The organism is Novosphingobium sp. HNCC26BN242 (genome assembly GCF_057180525.1).
On the sequence record NZ_JBXUGM010000004.1, the window covers coordinates 130,465 to 146,798 of the forward strand.

The 16,334-nt window shown below is 59.8% G+C and carries 13 protein-coding genes; 9 read left to right on the forward strand and 4 right to left on the reverse strand.

The genetic code is table 11. The features are described from left to right. Positions 1-63 precede the first annotated feature (63 nt). Positions 64-1,572, reverse strand: coding sequence for a tetratricopeptide repeat protein (locus tag AC2A1F_RS15900; RefSeq protein ID WP_484209758.1), 1,509 nt, complete (start codon positions 1,570-1,572; stop codon positions 64-66). Between the two features lie 18 nt (positions 1,573-1,590). Here AC2A1F_RS15900 and AC2A1F_RS15905 point away from each other — a divergent pair, with 18 nt between their 5' ends. The 8 genes from AC2A1F_RS15905 to AC2A1F_RS15940 are packed head-to-tail and all read left to right on the forward strand — an operon-like array spanning position 1,591 to position 8,692. Continuing rightward, a complete protein-coding gene (locus AC2A1F_RS15905) occupies positions 1,591-1,911 on the forward strand; it encodes a putative quinol monooxygenase (RefSeq protein WP_484209759.1) in 321 nt (106 codons plus the stop codon). After that, complete coding sequence (locus AC2A1F_RS15910; RefSeq protein ID WP_484209760.1) at positions 1,908-2,669, forward strand: SDR family NAD(P)-dependent oxidoreductase; 762 nt, start codon at positions 1,908-1,910, stop codon at positions 2,667-2,669. Before AC2A1F_RS15905 ends, AC2A1F_RS15910 begins: the two co-directional genes overlap by 4 nt. 31 nt (positions 2,670-2,700) lie before the next feature. Then, a complete protein-coding gene (locus AC2A1F_RS15915) occupies positions 2,701-3,147 on the forward strand; it encodes a cupin domain-containing protein (protein ID WP_484209761.1) in 447 nt (148 codons plus the stop codon). Positions 3,148-3,150: 3 nt separating this feature from the next. Next, on the forward strand, positions 3,151-4,443 hold the full coding sequence (locus tag AC2A1F_RS15920; protein WP_484209762.1) for a M24 family metallopeptidase: 1,293 nt from the start codon (positions 3,151-3,153) through the stop codon (positions 4,441-4,443). Positions 4,444-4,454: 11 nt separating this feature from the next. After that, entirely contained in the window at positions 4,455-5,450 is a 996-nt protein-coding gene (locus tag AC2A1F_RS15925; protein ID WP_484209763.1) for a thiamine pyrophosphate-dependent dehydrogenase E1 component subunit alpha, read from the forward strand. Between the two features lie 12 nt (positions 5,451-5,462). Next, positions 5,463-6,455, forward strand: coding sequence for an alpha-ketoacid dehydrogenase subunit beta (locus tag AC2A1F_RS15930; protein WP_484209764.1), 993 nt, complete (start codon positions 5,463-5,465; stop codon positions 6,453-6,455). 10 nt (positions 6,456-6,465) lie between these two features. Further along, entirely contained in the window at positions 6,466-6,705 is a 240-nt protein-coding gene (locus tag AC2A1F_RS15935) for a biotin/lipoyl-containing protein (protein ID WP_484209765.1), read from the forward strand. A gap of 4 nt (positions 6,706-6,709) precedes the next feature. Then, the gene (locus AC2A1F_RS15940; protein ID WP_484209766.1) at positions 6,710-8,692 is read left to right on the forward strand and encodes a pyrroloquinoline quinone-dependent dehydrogenase; all 1,983 of its coding nucleotides are present in this window, start codon (positions 6,710-6,712) and stop codon (positions 8,690-8,692) included. Here AC2A1F_RS15940 and AC2A1F_RS15945 read toward each other — a convergent pair. Next, positions 8,667-9,389: a TetR/AcrR family transcriptional regulator gene (locus AC2A1F_RS15945; protein ID WP_484209767.1), complete on the reverse strand. Its 723-nt coding sequence runs from the start codon at positions 9,387-9,389 to the stop codon at positions 8,667-8,669. The genes AC2A1F_RS15940 and AC2A1F_RS15945 overlap by 26 nt on opposite strands. A gap of 239 nt (positions 9,390-9,628) precedes the next feature. Between AC2A1F_RS15945 and AC2A1F_RS15950 the strand changes: the two genes are divergently transcribed. Continuing rightward, on the forward strand, positions 9,629-11,254 hold the full coding sequence (locus tag AC2A1F_RS15950; RefSeq protein WP_484209768.1) for a PQQ-dependent sugar dehydrogenase: 1,626 nt from the start codon (positions 9,629-9,631) through the stop codon (positions 11,252-11,254). Positions 11,255-12,156: 902 nt separating this feature from the next. On the opposite strand, the gene tcuC is transcribed toward AC2A1F_RS15950, so the two are convergent. Then, positions 12,157-13,458: a tricarballylate/proton symporter TcuC gene (tcuC, locus tag AC2A1F_RS15955; protein ID WP_484209769.1), complete on the reverse strand. Its 1,302-nt coding sequence runs from the start codon at positions 13,456-13,458 to the stop codon at positions 12,157-12,159. Between the two features lie 87 nt (positions 13,459-13,545). After that, the gene (locus AC2A1F_RS15960; protein ID WP_484209770.1) at positions 13,546-16,329 is read right to left on the reverse strand and encodes a TonB-dependent receptor domain-containing protein; all 2,784 of its coding nucleotides are present in this window, start codon (positions 16,327-16,329) and stop codon (positions 13,546-13,548) included. Positions 16,330-16,334 lie beyond the last annotated feature (5 nt).

The window sequence follows — 16,334 nt, forward strand, 5'->3', positions numbered from 1 at the left end:
CAGCGTGCTTGGAGCCGACCTGCCGGTCCGGTCAGGCTCATGCCTTTAACCGGACCGGCATGGTTAGCCGGTCAGGCGGTGTGGCCGCCCGACCCCTGCGGGAACGCAGTCAAACGCGAAGCTCAGTCGACGCTCGTCTCCGGAGAATGGCAGGGTGCCGTGCCAGATATAGGACGGAAACAGGATCATTCGGCCCGCAGCCGGTTCATAGCGCCGCTGTGTTCCACCACCGCCCAGTTCGTCAGGCAGGCTGTCCATGACGAGCCAGCCCTCCTGATTGGCAGCAACGATGTTGGGCAAAGCAGGGTAGTACACCCCCGAAAGCCAGTTGGGGGCATGGATGTGCGCACCCACTTCCCCGCCGGGATCGAGCATGGTGCCCCACATCGTGAGCGACCATTCGTTCGGGCGCGCGCGCTGGAACGGGTGATCTCCTTCGGGAAGGTCGGCCAGATAGGTGCAAATTGCCGTATTCGCCATGCTGATGAGTGCCCGAAGCGCTGGCGTGGCGGCCTTGGCCAGATCGTCGCTCTGCCAGCCCTTGCGGGTTACCAAACCTTTGGGATCAAAAGTCAGCGAGGCCTGGCTGGAAAGTTCCCGCGCCAGTTGGGCATCGAAGGTATTCCGGTCCGGGAAGCCATCGACCTGCGTAAAGTCGATGACCTTGACGAAGCGATCGAGACCAAGGCTTGCTTCAAGTTCTTTGTGCAGCCCGGCTCGTGCGAGGGCCGCGCATTTCAGCGCAATAGGCGTGGTGACGCTTGGCAGGTCGTTGATCAGCCTGTCGGTGAGTGCCACGGCCTCCTCATGACGGCCGGTCTGCACAAGCACGCGGGCAAGATTGACTCCGATGGGATGAAACAATCCGCCCGTTTCAAGAGCTGCGCGATAGACGGCTATCGCTGCATCATGCTCGCCACCGGCCTCGAGCAGCATGCCCAGCTGGTTCGAGCCGCGGGGATGGCCAGGGTGGGTAGCCAGGATGGCGCGAACGTCGTTGATCGCAGCATCGGTGTCGAGCGTGGCAAGCGCATCGATCCGGTTCAAGAGCGTCTCAAGGTGGCCGGCGCGCAACCGAAGGGCGCGGTCATAGAGCGGCAGGGCCTGCGCTGCCTTGCCGATGCGGGTGAAGGCGATGGCAAGGTTGTTCAGCGCATCGAAATGCTGCCCGTCGATCGCGAGCGCTGCTTCGAGATGGGGAACCGCTTCGCCGGGGCGGCCGGATTCGATCAGGCAGGCGGCAAGATTGGCAAGGGTTACAGGCGCGTGCGGGCGCAACGCCAGCGCTTCATGCAACGCGGCTATGGCTTCTTCGAGGTGCCCGGCGCGCTTGAGGGCAAGTGCATGATTGCCCAGCCGCGCGGGGTTGGACGGGTCACATTCCCTTGCCCGTCCCAGCGCGGCCAGCGCAGCCGGAATGTTGGCGGCGCGCTGCTCAACGATACCCAGCAGGGTCAGCGCATCGGCATTGTCCGGCGCTGCGGCGAGCAACTGGGCAATCAGTCCGCGAGCCTCTTCGGGCCGTGGACCCTGGGCCAGTTTCGCGGCGCTTTGCAGCATTCTCTCGTTCATTTGAAAGGGGCCTGATTGATGATCGGTATCGTGATGCATGTCCGCACCAGACCGGACAAGTCAAACGACTTTGCGCAGCTGATGGTCCAGCTCCAGAAGGACGTGCGGAGCAACGAGCCCGATGTGTTGGTGTATCAGGTGATGCGCTCGGACGAGGATCCCGCGTTGTTCGTGGTTACCGAAGTGTTCGCGAACGAAGCTGCCTATGTGGCCCATCCTGACATGCCGTATCACAAGGCCATGTCCGCCGCAGGATGGGCATGTGTCGAGGGAGAGCCGGTCGTGATGCGCTGCACGCCGTTGACCGATGCAGACGCGGCCGGAGTGATGCCGCAATGACGGTGCTCGCAGGCCAGGTGGCCTTGGTGACAGGCGGCACCTCGGGCATTGGTGAGGCCGTGTCGCGGGCATTGACTGAACAAGGGGTTCGCGTCGGGGTCCTTTCCAACGCGCCGCAGGATGAACTCGATGCTGCAATTGCCCGGGGCGACATCGCCTGTGCGCGGCGGCTTGATCTGGCCGATGCGGATGCTGTGATGCGCGGGGTTGCTGAGCTTGCCGAAGCGATGGGGCCAGCCAGCATTCTGATCAACAATGCGGCAATCTGGCAATCGAACCCGGTGCCGGAAAGCCCGATCGCGCTGTTCGATCGCCATATCGACGTCAACCTGAAGGGCAGCTTTTATGTCACGCAGGCGGCTTTGCCTGCCATGATTGCCAGGGGAGAAGGGCGCATCGTCTTTGTCAGTTCGGTCAGCGGCACCGCCGGTCGGGCTGGCGACAGTGCGTATTCCGCTTCAAAGGCCGGGGTCGCCATGCTGGCGCGGGCGCTTGCGACCGAGCAAGGCCCCAAGGGCATCCGGATAAACTGCGTCTGCCCCGGCGCGGTGGCGACGCCACTGACTGCGCCCTTGCGCACGCCCGAGGGCGAAGGAGCAATCGCCGCACTGATGGAAGGCCATCCCAGCCCGCGACGGCAGTTCTTCATGGAACCCGCCCAGATCGCCGACCTGATCCTTTTCCTCGTCAGTCCAGCATCGAGTGCGCTGCATGGCGCCGTGATCGCGGCGGACGAGGGCCTCACCGCAACAATGTGAGCCTCCTCAACGAGGCCAAGGGAGAGTGATGATGATACTGCAGCATGATGCCGGAAAAGTCGGTGACCTGATCGTTAACATTGCCGATGTCGCAACGCACGAGCTTGGTGAAGGCACGAGTGTTCGCCTGCTCCGCTACAGCGAGGAGACCGGGGACTGGGTGCTGTGGGTGTCGATGCAGCCCGGCGCCACGTTTGCGCCGCATTGGCACCTTGGACATGGCCAGTACTTCGTGGTCAGCGGTGAATTGATCTATGATGTCGGGTCGGCTCCAGCGGGCACATACGGTTATGAGCCGATCGGTTCCCGCCACAGCGAGGCGCGTTGCGATGTGCCAACCGAATACCTTTTCATGGGCCACGGCGCGGTTGCCTTCACCGATGATGCGGGGGACGTCCGCTTTATCCTGAACCACGAATTTCTCCGCGATCTTAGTACCGGCGCCCTGCAGGCGGATGTATCCAAGGCTGCGGCCTGAAGCATGACTGGCCAGCATATCACCCGCCTGCGATCACGCATGAGTGCCGAGGGCCTTTCGGCGCTGGTGCTGACCCATCCTCACGACGTGCGCCATGTTACCGGGTATCATTCGGTGCTGGAGCGCTGGACGCAAATGGAGCCGTTTGCCGCAGCAATTGTCCCGGCAAGTGCATCGTCCCCGGTCATTCTGGTCATTCCAGAGGCGACTGTCGGAGTGGTGGCAGTCTTGAATCGCGATACGAAGACCTGCCATTTCGATGAAATTCGCACCTTCGACATGCTGAATTTCTGCGAGGTCAGTCGCTATATCGACCCGGACCGCAAACCTGACCGATTGGCCGCCGATGCCCTGTCCATTGCCGGCGCGATCCGTGGCACCTGCCAACCCGACGTGGCCGCAGCCATCAGCGCGGCACTTGTCGATCACGGGCTGGCAAACACCGCGATCGGGTTTGACGAGCACCGGATGTCGGCGGCGGTCGCGCGCCATACGCCGCACACTTTCGTCGATGCACTCGACCTGATCATGCAGGTGCGCGTGGTCAAGTCTCCCGAGGAACTGGCACGCTATCGTAAGGTCGGCCAATTGGCGGACAAGATCATTGCCCACGCCGGGGGGCTCCTGCACGAAGGTGCCGACTGGAACGATGTTCAGGCGCGTCTGTGTGATTTCATGGTCCGCAACAAGGTCATCCCGGTGGATGACGGGGGTATGCTGTTCGGGGGAAGTTACGAGGGCGACGACTTCATTCCCGACCTCTTCCGTACCGCGGGCAATCGCGCGTTGCGCAGCGGCGACATCGTCATTCTTGAAACCCAGGGACTGCATGACGGGATGTGGATCGACATCAACCGTACCGCGGTGATCGGCAAGCCCACACCGGGCTATCAGCAGTTGCACGACATCCTGCGCGATGGGTTCCTGAAGATGGTAGAGCATTTGCGGCCGGGTGTTTCGACCAACAGCCTGCCTGCGATCGGGTTGGAACATCTGCGTGAAAACGGCGTCCCTTCGCCGGAAAAGCTGCTTGTCGTGGCGCATGGCATTGGCCTGATGCCGCTGGAAATCCCCTTGCCGTATCCCTCGGCTGGCCTTGCGGGCGTGAAGCAGGGCTTCGTTATGGAAGAGGGGATGCTCATCAGCCTGGACAGCCTGTTCTTCGGCACCCGTCACGGGCCCTGCCACATGGAAAATGTCTACGCCATCACCAGCGGCGCGCCGGAACCAATGTATTTTGCACCACTGGAACTGATCGTCGCCGAAGCGGCGCCGGCACACGCCGGATACCAATGAGGAAGATGACGATGTCCGACATCTCAAACAGCAATGCGTTGGAAAAACTGCGGCGAATGCTGCGAATCCGGCATTTTGAAACCGTGGCTGAAACGATCCACGCCAAAGGCGAAATCCCCGGTGCCCTCCATACTTATGCAGGGCAGGAGGCCTCCGGCGTCGGCACCTGCATCGTCCTGAACAACAACGATTACATGGTCGGCACGCACCGCAGCCACGGGCACCCGATTGCAAAGGGCGCGGCGCTCCGCCCACTGATGGCGGAATTGCTGGGCAAGGCCACGGGCATCTGCAAGGGCAAGGGTGGATCAATGCATCTGTCGGACTTCTCTGTCGGTAGCCTGGGAGAGACCAGCATCGTCGGTTCGGGCGTGCCGGTGGCAGCAGGGGCCGGCCTCGGCTCCAAGCTGCTCGGCAACGGCCGCGTCACCCTGTGCTTCTTTGGTGACGGCGCAACCGGCGAGGGTGCCTTTCACGAAGGGATGAACCTTGCTGCAGTGTGGCAGCTTCCGGTCATCTTCTGCTGTGAAAACAATGGCTACGCTGTCTCTACGCCAGCCTCGGCGGGGGTGCCGGTAAAGCAGATGACAGACCGTGCCAAAGCCTATGACATGCCTTCTTTGCAAGTGGACGGGCAGGACGTCGATGCCGTCGAAGCAGCCATGGTCGAAGCTGTGGCAAGGGCGCGAAGCGGCGGCGGACCTACCTTCATCGAAACCCTGACCTACCGTTACGCCGACCACGCGGTGAACATGGGCCGGGTGCTGCTCGACCGTGGAGCTGAGGTCGACGAATGGAAAAAGCGCGATCCCATTGACCTTTACCGTGTCCGCTTGCTGGCTTCGGGGGTCACGCAGGAGGTGCTGGACCAAATCGAGCAAGAGGTCGTGACCGAAGTGGCCGACGCGCTGCAGTTCGCGCGCGACAGCAGTTACCCCTCTCAGGCCGAAGCCTTCGACGATGTTTTTGTGGATCGCCTGCCGATTCCTGCATTCGTCCAGATTTGAACGGACACAATAATGGCAAAATTAACGTATCTGGAGGCGATCCGGCAAGCGCAATTCGATGAGATGACGCGCGATCGCACCGTATTCCTGATGGGTGAGGATCTCGTCTGCAACGTGTTCGGCACGGCCACCGGCCTAGTCGAGGCGTTCGGCACCGAGCGCGTGCGCGATACGCCTATTTCCGAAAACGGATTCATCGGCGCGGCTGCCGGTGCTGCCATGGTCGGCACACGCCCGATTGTCGATGCGACCATCTCGTCCTTCCTGTACCCGGCGATGGATCAGATCATCAGCATCATCGCTAAATCGCGCTACATCTATGGCGGGCAGGCCCGGCTTCCACTGGTGATCCGCAGCTGCATGTTCTACGGCAATTCAAACGCTGCCCAGCACAGTGACCGGCCCTATTCCATGTTCATGAACGTGCCGGGGCTTAAGATCATCGTGCCCTCCAACGCTTATGATGCGCTGGGTCTGCTCAAGGCTGCCATCAGGGACGATGACCCGGTGTTGTGCTTCGAAGACAGCACCTGCTGGTCAGGCAAAATGGAAGTCCCTGACGACCCGGACTTCATGATCCCGCTGGGTTGCGGCGACATCAAGCAAGAGGGGACCGACGTTTCCATCATCGCCATCGCAGGCGGCGTGCCGCTTGCGCTCAAGGCGGCCAAAAAGCTGGCGAAGGAAGGCATTTCGGCAGAGGTGGTCGATCCTCGCACACTCGTGCCACTGGACATCGACCTGATCCTGAAATCGGTGCGCAAAACGGGGCGGGCGATCATCGTTGATCCTGCGCACCAGAACTGCAGCGCCGCCAGCGAGATATCGGCGCAGATCGTTGAACGCGCGTTCGACGCCTTGCGCGGTCCGGTCCTGCGCGTTGCAACGGCCGATACACATCTGCCGTTTTCCCCACATATCGAAAAGCCGCTTTACCCCACTGTCGATCGCATCGTCGCGGCTGCCAGCCAACTGGTGCGCGCCGCTGCACGCACACACGTCTGAGGAAACGGAAATGCCAAAACTCAAGGTTCTTCTGCCGCAGTTCGGTATGGGCATGCAGGATGGCGAGATCGTCCGCTGGCTCAAAGCCATCGGTGAAACCGTGGCCGATGGTGAACCGCTGGTGGAAATCGAGGCTGCCAAGACGACCGTGGAGGTGCCTTCGCCCGCGGCTGGCACACTGATCGAGATCGTTGCCGAAGAAGGCGATACGGTCGACGTACGGGCGCACATTGCCACGCTGGAAGTGTAAGGCCATGAAGCGTCGGCGGCTTGTCATCATTGCAGTGATCGTTCTGATTGTCGGAGCGGTTTGGTGGCGGGCCAATCCGGCGCTGCCGCCACTGGTGATCCCGCAAGGTGGCCCGGCCAACACCGATTGGGCACAATGGGGCGCAAGCAATGCGGGCACCCGCTATACGGCAGCGGCGCAGATAACCCCGGGCAACGTCGCACATCTCAAAGTCGCATGGCGCTACAACACCGGGGAGCTGAAACGGCGCAACCCTGCGCAACTCACCAACAGCACGAATGAGACGACGCCGATCCTTGCTTCAGGAAGCCTGATTACCTGCACGCCGTTCTCGCGTGTCATCGCGCTCGATCCGGTCACAGGGCAGGAAAAGTGGGTCTACGATGCAAAGGTCGATCCGCAGCTGGCGCTGCCCGATCAGTATGCCTGCCGTGGCCTGTCGCAATGGCAGGACAACACGTTGCCTCAGAGCGCAGCCTGCCAGACGCGGATCGTCCTTGCCAGCGTCGACTTGCAACTGGTCGCTCTGGATGCCCGCAATGGCAAGCCCTGCACGGACTTTGGCGTAGCGGGGATCGTGCGTGTCGATCCCGGTCCGGTTCATCACAAGGGCGAGGTCAAGCTGGCCGCTCCGGCAACAGTCGTGTCCGACCGGATCATCGTCGGCTCCTCGGTTCTGGACAATGTCCGTGCCGCTGCGCCGCGCGGGATCATTCGCGCCTTTGATGTGAGAACAGGCGCGCCAGTCTGGACATTCGACCCCATTCCGCAAGAGGGCGGATCAGACAGCGAGTGGGGCGGCGACAGTCGCCATACCACCGGCGCGGCCAACATGTGGTCGGTCATGGCCGCGGACGAAGAGCGCGGTCTTGTCTTTCTGCCGACTTCGAGCGCATCGCCCGACTATTATGGCGGGCTTAGGCCGGGAGACAATCGGCATGCAAACAGCATCGTCGCGCTTGATGCGCTCAGCGGCCGGCTGGTATGGGCCCGCCAGCTCATTCATCATGACATCTGGGACTACGATACTCCGGCCCAGCCGACGCTGATCGATATCGTGCGCAACGGTCAGACGATTCCTGCACTCGTTCAGCCGACCAAGCAGGGCTATGTGTTCATCCTAGACCGGCGAAACGGCGCTCCTGTCTATCCGATCGACGAGGTGCCCGTGCCGCAGGGCGGCGTACCCGGCGAATGGCTGTCACCCACGCAGCCTCGCCCGCGTTTGCCTGCGCCGATCGTTCCGCAACAGGTAACGCCAGACGATGCTTGGGGTTTTACTTTCCTCGACAGGGCCAAATGTCGTGATCTGATTGCCCAGTATCGCAGCGAGGGCCTGTTCACGCCGATTACCGAGCGCGGCACCATCACTTATCCGGCCGCATCAGGCGGGGCCAATTGGGGTGCTGGCGCCATCGATCCTATGCGGCAGATCTATTACATCAACAGCAGCCGCGTTGCCTCGGTGATCAAGCTGCGCAAGCGCCAGGGCGATGGCAGCGGTACGGTGCAACTTTCGGCGCACGAAGATGTCTCGCCCATGGCTGGCACGCCCTATGAGGTTAAGCGCGAATGGCTGCTGTCACCGCTCGGGGCGCCCTGCACGAAGCCGCCATGGGGCGGGCTTACGGCCATCGATCTGGCAACCGGCAAGACCTTGTGGGACGTTCCCTTGGGCACGATCAATCACGAGTTCCCGGTTCCCCTCTGGTTCGATGTCGAACTTGGCACACCCAATATCGGCGGTCCGATCACCACGGCAGGGGGTGTGCTTTTTATCGCAGCAACCATGGACGGCTATCTGCGCGGGTTCGACATGGCCAGCGGCAAGGAACTTTGGCGGGACAAGTTGCCCGGCGGCAGCCAGACGACGCCGATGAGCTACATGGCAGGTGGGCGTCAGTACGTCGTTGTCGCGTCGGGACAGCACATGTGGTTTCAGACTGGGCGCGCTGACGAGATCATAGCTTATGCTCTTCCCCGTTAGAAACCGCGCCAGCAAACTGCAGACCGGCATCGCGTTCCGCCCTGTTGGTCGAGGCCGCTGCGCCGATTGCGCTGCTGCCGAGTTGCTTCTGCTTTGCCACAAGCATTTCGATGCAGGCTTCGCGGGCAGACCCTGTGAGCACCAGCGCAGCCATTTTCAGAAAGTTGCTGTGCAGCTCCAGCCGACAATGTTCGGCTGTGACCTTGCGCATCGCCCAGCGCTGATAGACCAGAAATTCCATCGACACGAATTCCTGGGCAGTGCGCTCAAGATCGAGCCGCACGTCGGTGTTTCCTGCGACGATCTCACGGTCAAGCCAGTTGCGGCAGCGGTTGTAGGCGACCGAGCGCAATTCCTGGATGGCCGCTTCACGCTGCTCCATCGAGAAATAGAAGCCGATGACGACCCGGGCGTATTCGTCGTCGCGCTCCATCTCCGAGACCATCCAGTCCAGTTCTGCAAAGACAACGTCGATCGAGTATTCAGCCTGTCGCGATGCCAGATGCCTCCGCACCTCGCTCAGGCGGTCTTGCACGGTCGCTTGGATCACGCCTTCCTTGTTACCGAACAGACGGTAAATCGTGCGCGGCGCCACTTCGGCTTCACGGCACAGCCGTTCAATCGTGAGCGCGGGAACGTTGCCTTCTCCCAGAATGCGGTGGGCGCAGTCAACGATGCGCTGGCGCCGCTCGGTCATGATCGCGCTCGTATACCTGCGGCGTTTGGGGGCCGCCATGGGTTTACCGGTATCGCTGCTTTTCATTCCCGATCATGTCCGAAGAATTTGGTCGAAGACTATAGATTTCAATTTTTTAAGTCAGGCGAAAGAGGGCTTTTGCTGACAACGCACAGTTCGAGTGCTGCTGCAGGCAGCAAACGTCCGCGGGAATTTTTGCGTTCTACAAAAGTAGGTGCGCAGGCAAGGAGTTTTTCGAGATGGTCATGACGCGGAACAGAAGTGCGCTTGCGCGGGTGCGGGCTTATGGCCTGCCGGCGATGGCCGCAATCGCAAGCGCTGCACTTCTGATGACGGGCTTGGGACGCGCTGCGCCCGCCGGCCGCGGCGAAGATCGGGAATACTGGGTCGAAGAAGTAGTCAATGGACTGGATCACCCATGGGCGATGACCTGGCTGCCGAATGGCGACATGCTGATCACCGAGCGCCCTGGAAAATTGCGGATAGTGAAGAAGGGCTCGCTGCAGCCAAAGGCAGTTGAAGGCGTGCCCGAGGTGCTGAACGGCAGCATTTTCGACGGCCTGCTCGACGTCAAGCTCGATCCCGACTTTGCCGTGAACAACACACTTTACCTCACCATAGTAACAGGCACCGACAGCGCCAGAACCGGTTCAATCCTGAAAGCACGATTTGATGGTGAGAGACTGACCGATCAGCAGATCATCTTCAGCACGGCCAGGCCAGCTCCTCCGGGCGGTCCCAGCATTCTTCGAATTCTGTTCCTGCCCGACAAGACGATGCTCGTGGGCGTCGGTTCCGGCGGTCAGGGGAACCGGGGCATGGTCCAGCGGTTCGACAACCAGTCAGGCAAGATCATCCATATCGACAGAAATGGTCGCGCGGTGCCGAATGGCCCGTTCAGCAAGATTGACGGCGCTCTTCCCGAGATCTGGGCAACAGGCTTCCGAAACTCTGCCGGCATCACCCGCACCGAGGACGGCAAAATTTTTGTTATCGACATCGGACCCAAGGGGGGTGACGAACTGAATCTTGTTACCCCCGGCGGCAACTATGGTTGGCCGCTCGTCACTTGGGGTTTCGACTATACTGGGCGCCCTATGTCCGAAAAGCAGGAGGATCCCGACTTCGTCGACCCTGTGGCATCCTGGTCGCCGTCGCGCGCGCCGTCCGACCTGACCTACTACAACGGAACACAGTTTCCGCGCTGGCGCGGCGACCTGTTCACGAGCGAACTGATGGGCCATGTCGTCAGACGCCTGCGCGTCAAGGACAATGTTGTGGTGCAGGAAGAAGCCTTGCTCGACAACCTCAAAGAGCGCATCCGATCCGTTGCAGCTGGCCCCGACGGCTACATATATGCGATTACTGACTCCGCAAAGGGACGCCTGCTCCGCATCCGGCCCGGCGCACCTTCGGCGGACGAAGCCAAGCGCGTGGCGATGCCCTTCCAGAACCCGGTTACCGGCGACATGATAGGCGATTTCAACAGCCGCGGGGTTTATCAGGAGCGCTTCACGCAGACCTTGTTCAACTTCAAGTATGACGAAGCACGCGCCAGCAAACTCTTCGGCCAGAATTGCGCCAGTTGTCATGTTGCCGGAAGCTTTACCACCGGCGAGATCGGTCCGAACCTGAACGGCGTGGCTACGCGCCGGTCGGGGCAGTTGCCCGGGTACAGCTATTCGGCGGCCTTGCGTGATCCGAAAACGAGCGTCCAATGGGATCGCGATACACTGGTATCGTTCATCTCAAACCCGCAATCCTACTATCCCGGCACGAAGATGGTGGCAGCGCCGATTGATGACCTCGAAACCGTACTTCAGATCACCAGCTATCTTGAAAAGACGACAGTCGAGAAACAATAAACGAAAGTCATTTCGCGCGCATGTAAAGCAGTTGGTCGATCGTCATTGTGAGCGTATCGAAGCTGATTGAAGGGTAAGTTCCAGCGATGCAATTTTGGAGCGAGCTAACCAAGGTTGTGACTGTCTTAGCGGCAGGATTTGGTTAATCCTGCCGCTTTATTGGGCTTGAGCGCGTGACTGCATTGCCCCAATAGCGATCGGCAACAATATGCTCTGGATCGACAACGCAAAGAGCGAGTTAACGCTTCCAGCACTTCGTGTTCACGATCTCACGAAGGTGTTTCCTGCCTCACGCGCAGCTTGCTCCAGTGCCAATCTTGCCTGATTGAGATCACCCCGTTCAACAGCCTTATCTTAGATGCGTTGAAGCTGGCGTATGCGAAGCTGCATATAAAAGCGCAACGCTGCAGCGGACATAGGCAACTACAACGCTGACAGTCGAGCGAAACTAGTGAACTGCCGAAGCAGTTGTCGTCAGGCAGTTCTCGACCAGACTGCGTCGTTCACGAAGATCAATTTGAAGGTCCGATTCCTCCCGAAGCCGCAATACCGCTTTGGGGAATAAACATCGTCCCCGCACATCACTAGAGATGGGTGGAATACGGACCTACCGCCTTACTTTAGCCGCTATTCTTGGCCCGAACTATACGGTGTTGGCTGCCGCCCCAAATTACGACGCTCCAAAATCTTTCCGGTGATTGTTCACAAAGTCTACGACAGGGCATAGGTTCTCTTTGCTCGGTTCAGCTAGGCTGGCAGACTTACCGGCAACGACTTCTGCGTGTTGGCTATCATTTCCTAGCCGCTATCTGTTCCTCAAATGCAAGGTCCCCGCAAAAGATCGACCAATCAGTTCATCCGGCCTTGTCGAGACGCAACTACGCTGCGAAACATGCTAGTCTTCACGCAGCTTGGGCTTGAAGGTCGGGTTCGGTTTTCTCAATGCTTTTTCCCGCCAGAAGCGCGCACAAAAGACTCACGCCTGCCGCGACCGTCAGCCAAATTCCGGGTGACGCCTTGTTCCCGGTCTCGTCTATCAACCATGTGGCCAAAGCAGGTGTAAATCCGCCGAAGATTGCCGTTGCCAGACTGTACGCCAGCGAGAAGCCTGTTGTGCGGACGCTGCTTGGCATCATTTCGGTAAGGTGGACGATCATGGCGCCGTTATATCCGGCGTATACGAACGCCAGCCAAAGCTCGACACAGATCAGCCGCGCAAAGGATGGTTCTGCCACCATCCAGCTGAGCGCGGCATAGCCGGTGACCAGCGCCAGCGCCGAAAATGCAATCAACTGTGGCCGGCGGCCAACGCGATCCGACAGCGCCCCCATGATCGGCAACAGGATGAAGTTGGTCAGGCCGACCAGCAGAGGCACAAGCATCGCCTGAACTGCGGTAAAGCCAAGCACAGAATTACCGTAAGTAGGGGTATAGGCGGTGATCATGTAGAAGAAGACCGTGGTCATCATGACCATGCCTGTGCCAAGGCCGACCAGTCCGAAGTTGGCGCTGATTGCCTTGAACGACGCTTTGAGATCGGGGCGGTGTGTCGATTTCTCGAACTGTTCCGTCTCTTTGAGGGCGCCACGGATAATGAGGAGAAACGGCAGCATCAGCGAGCCGATGACGAACGGGATGCGCCACCCCCAATCGTTCATCACTTCAGGCGGATAAAGGCTGTTCAGCAATAGGCCCAGTAGGGCCGCGAACATCACTGCAACCTGCTGGCTGGCTGATTGCCACGCCACAAAAAAGCCTTTGCGCCCTGGCGTTGCCACTTCAGCCAGATAGACGGATGCGCCGCCCACTTCGACGCCTGCTGAAAGGCCCTGGATCAGACGCCCGACCAGCACAAGCGCCGGTGCCGCAAGACCTATGGTCGCATAGCCGGGCATGGCGGCGATTGTCAGCGTGCCGACACCCATCAGCGCCAGTGTAAGCAGCAACCCCTTCCGTCTGCCATGGCGGTCCATGTAGGATCCAAGCAGGATGGCCCCGACAGGACGCATCAGGAAGCCTGCGCCGAATGTCATAAAGGCAAGAAGCAGGGATGCAGTTGCATTCGCTGATGGAAAGAACGCCTGCCCGATGGCCTTGGCATAATAGCCGAAGACCATGAAATCATACATTTCCAGAAAATTGCCGCTGGAAACAATGAACACGGACTTCATGCGTCCGGCTTTGGTATTGGTCGATGCAGGCATGGCGCTCCGGCCTTTCAAGAAGGTATTGAAGTGTGGCAGGTGATGGTCTGATGGCTCCCGCCGGCACTGGCCGGCGGGAGCGTTTGCTTAGAAGCGTGCGCGCAGACCAACGCGGAACATGCGCCTAACCTGATCATAAAGTCCCGGCTGGGTTGGCAGCGGCGTGGCCCCGGTAGGGATCGGTGCATACGGGGGCTGCTTGTTAAGCAGGTTCTGGATGTTCAGGTAGAACTCCTGATCGTGGTCCATGAACGGGACTTTGAAACTCAATTGCGTATCAACGTAAACCTGCGGCGCGACGTAGTTGAAATCGGTATCGACGCCCAAGGTGCGGGTCTTGTCCCAAGTAAATGCGCCGATATATCGCGTTTGCACATAAGCTGCGAACGGCCCGGTTTCGAAGTTGGCCGTACCGGTCACGCGCCAGCGCGGCTGGCTTGTTGCTCCGCCAAGTGACTGAGAAATCAGATTACCCACATCGTTGACGGGGTTGGCGATAAGAGGCGAAAACACAATGTTCTTATGTACGTAGCTACCAAGCAGACGGAGTGTCAGCTTTGTGGCGCCGCTGCCCAGACCAATCTTCCAGCGTCCTTCGAAATCGACCCCGCTGGTTTCCTGCGAAGTCAGGTTGAAGGGCGCGGTCTGGGTGCGGATCACGGCCCGGGTTACAGGATCGCGCGTGACGAAGGAGCAGATCGAGGAAGTCTGGCTGCTGAGATTGCATTGCTCAACCGCCTGGGCACCACCGATAGAGCGGATCGCGCCATTGATCTTGATCGAATAATAATCGACCGCAAAGTTGAGGTTGGAGGTCGGCTGGAACACTGCACCAAGCACCAGTGTGTTGGCGCGTTCCGGTTGCAAGGCCAGATTACCGAACGTCTGGTTGGGCACAGCGGTGTAGGTCTGCTGGGTCAGACTGTCGATAATGGTGATGTTGTTCTGGCGGCCGGTTGCGTAGAGTTCTTCAAGGTTAGGCGCACGAATATCGCGTGAGCGGGTGCCACGCAGGCGGAGCCAGTCGTTGATTTCCCAGCTGAAGCCAACCTTCCAAGTATCGACGCCGCCGCTGGTGGAATAATCGGTGTGGCGTGCAGCAAGGTTGATGTCCAAGCTTTGCGCAATGACCGAATCCTTCAGGATCGGGACTTGAAGCTCTCCGAAGAATTCGTTGATGCTATATCTACCGGCAAAGTTCTGCTGGTTTACCAGACGGTAAGCGCCTGTCAGCGAGAGTGCATCAGCAACAGTGTTTGCCGAAATCTTGCGCCATTCATAGCCGGCAGCAAATTGCAGCGGGCCTGCAGGCAATTCAAAGAGCGGGCCGGACACGGTAGCATCGAACACATTTTGCGTGGTGCGTGTATCGAACACCGAAGTGCCAAATACATAATCGAGCGCAGGATCGCTTGGGCTGTTGAAGCCCAGCGGGTTGAAGGCAACGCAGCCTGCTGCAGCGGCGCGCGTTGCGGCCGAAGCGCTAAGGGTATCGGAACAGACGACCTGGCCGCCCGATGACACCGCATTGACCGCGCGGGTCAGGTTGGCGGTAATCAGGTTGTTTGCGGTTTCAGAATGGTTGTCGTTGCGGCCATATTGATAGGCCGCGTTCCAGTTCAATCCAAACAGTTCAGCCTTGATGCCAAACATGCCGCGCAAGGTTTCATTCTTGTTCGTGGTTAGCGTCGGGCCACGTTCAAGGATCAGGCGATTGAGGCGAAGGCTGGTAACGCCCAGTGTCGACATCCTGCCAACCAGCGCCGGGTCAGCAACGGCAAGGAACGGATTGCCTCGTTGGACGGTCAGAGTTGCCACCGTCGGGCTGTTCTCGAACACCGACTCTGTCTTGCCGTAATTGCCTTCGGCAATCAGCGTCAAGTCGTCGAGCACATCGAATTCGGTGTGGAGATAGGCCGTATCACGCTTCAAAGGGCGCACAATTTCCTGGCCGATCGAGACCGAGTACCCGTCGCCGCCATCTTGGGTGCCAGACGTTGCGCGAACGGTGGTGGCATTCAGACCGTAATCGTACGCCGTGGTTCCGCCGCCCTGTTCAAACTTCAAACCGCTGATCAGGTTGTTGTTGGCTGTGGTGCCACCTCCTCCAACGACGACAAGCCCGCCAAGTGTAAACGGCGTGCGCACATCGTCTGCGCGGATAAAGTTCGCTGTCGCGGCTGGGTTACGGATCTGGTTCCCGGCAACCCTGCGAAAATCGCGCGCATCGCCAGAAACGCCCTTGCTGTTATAATGTTCGCCACTGGCGACCACACGCAGACGGCCATCCAGCGCATCAAAACCGCCGCTGGCCTGAATCTTGAATTCCTGATTGTCGCCCTGCTGTGACACGCCAAGGTAGGTGTCCAGCTTGAGCCCCTTGAAGCGGGTGTCGATCACGAAGTTGGCAACACCGGCAACAGCGTCTGATCCGTAAGCGGCAGATGCGCCGCCGGTAACAACATCAACGCGCGATACCAGACCTTGCGGGATGAGATTCGTATCGATCAGGCCGCTGGGGCCTGCTGGCACAAAACGCATGCCATTGACGAGCACGAGGGTGCGATCGTTGCCAAGGCCGCGCATGTTGATAAAGTTCTGGCCGCCGTTAGCAGTGCCGCCGCCGGCCGTCGGGCCACCTGCAGGCACGATGGATGGCAGCAATCTGAGCGCGTCAGCAATTGTTGCAGGCGCTGCAGCCACCAGTTGATCCTGGCTGAGCGTGGTGACAGGTGTGGGTGCCTTGAAGGTCGAATTGCCCTCGATGCGCGATCCGGTGACTATGATTTCTTCGTCGCTTACCAGAGCGTCAACCCCGGCTGCTGCCGTTGCAGCGGCGTCCTGCGCGAACGCTGCAGGAACTACTACCATAAATG

Excerpts from the sequence above, each read along its gene's own strand:
- AC2A1F_RS15925 (WP_484209763.1), top strand. The coding sequence starts at position 4,455 with ATGTCCGACATCTCAAACAGCAATGCGTTGGAAAAACTGCGGCGAATG.
- AC2A1F_RS15945 (WP_484209767.1), bottom strand. The coding sequence starts at position 9,389 with ATGACCGAGCGGCGCCAGCGCATCGTTGACTGCGCCCACCGCATTCTG.
- AC2A1F_RS15960 (WP_484209770.1), bottom strand. The coding sequence starts at position 16,329 with ATGGTAGTAGTTCCTGCAGCGTTCGCGCAGGACGCCGCTGCAACGGCA.
- AC2A1F_RS15915 (WP_484209761.1), top strand. The coding sequence starts at position 2,701 with ATGATACTGCAGCATGATGCCGGAAAAGTCGGTGACCTGATCGTTAAC.
- AC2A1F_RS15940 (WP_484209766.1), top strand. The coding sequence starts at position 6,710 with ATGAAGCGTCGGCGGCTTGTCATCATTGCAGTGATCGTTCTGATTGTC.
- AC2A1F_RS15935 (WP_484209765.1), top strand. The coding sequence starts at position 6,466 with ATGCCAAAACTCAAGGTTCTTCTGCCGCAGTTCGGTATGGGCATGCAG.
- AC2A1F_RS15905 (WP_484209759.1), top strand. The coding sequence starts at position 1,591 with ATGATCGGTATCGTGATGCATGTCCGCACCAGACCGGACAAGTCAAAC.
- AC2A1F_RS15930 (WP_484209764.1), top strand. The coding sequence starts at position 5,463 with ATGGCAAAATTAACGTATCTGGAGGCGATCCGGCAAGCGCAATTCGAT.
- AC2A1F_RS15950 (WP_484209768.1), top strand. The coding sequence starts at position 9,629 with ATGGTCATGACGCGGAACAGAAGTGCGCTTGCGCGGGTGCGGGCTTAT.
- AC2A1F_RS15920 (WP_484209762.1), top strand. The coding sequence starts at position 3,151 with ATGACTGGCCAGCATATCACCCGCCTGCGATCACGCATGAGTGCCGAG.
- AC2A1F_RS15910 (WP_484209760.1), top strand. The coding sequence starts at position 1,908 with ATGACGGTGCTCGCAGGCCAGGTGGCCTTGGTGACAGGCGGCACCTCG.
- AC2A1F_RS15900 (WP_484209758.1), bottom strand. The coding sequence starts at position 1,572 with ATGAACGAGAGAATGCTGCAAAGCGCCGCGAAACTGGCCCAGGGTCCA.
- tcuC (WP_484209769.1), bottom strand. The coding sequence starts at position 13,458 with ATGCCTGCATCGACCAATACCAAAGCCGGACGCATGAAGTCCGTGTTC.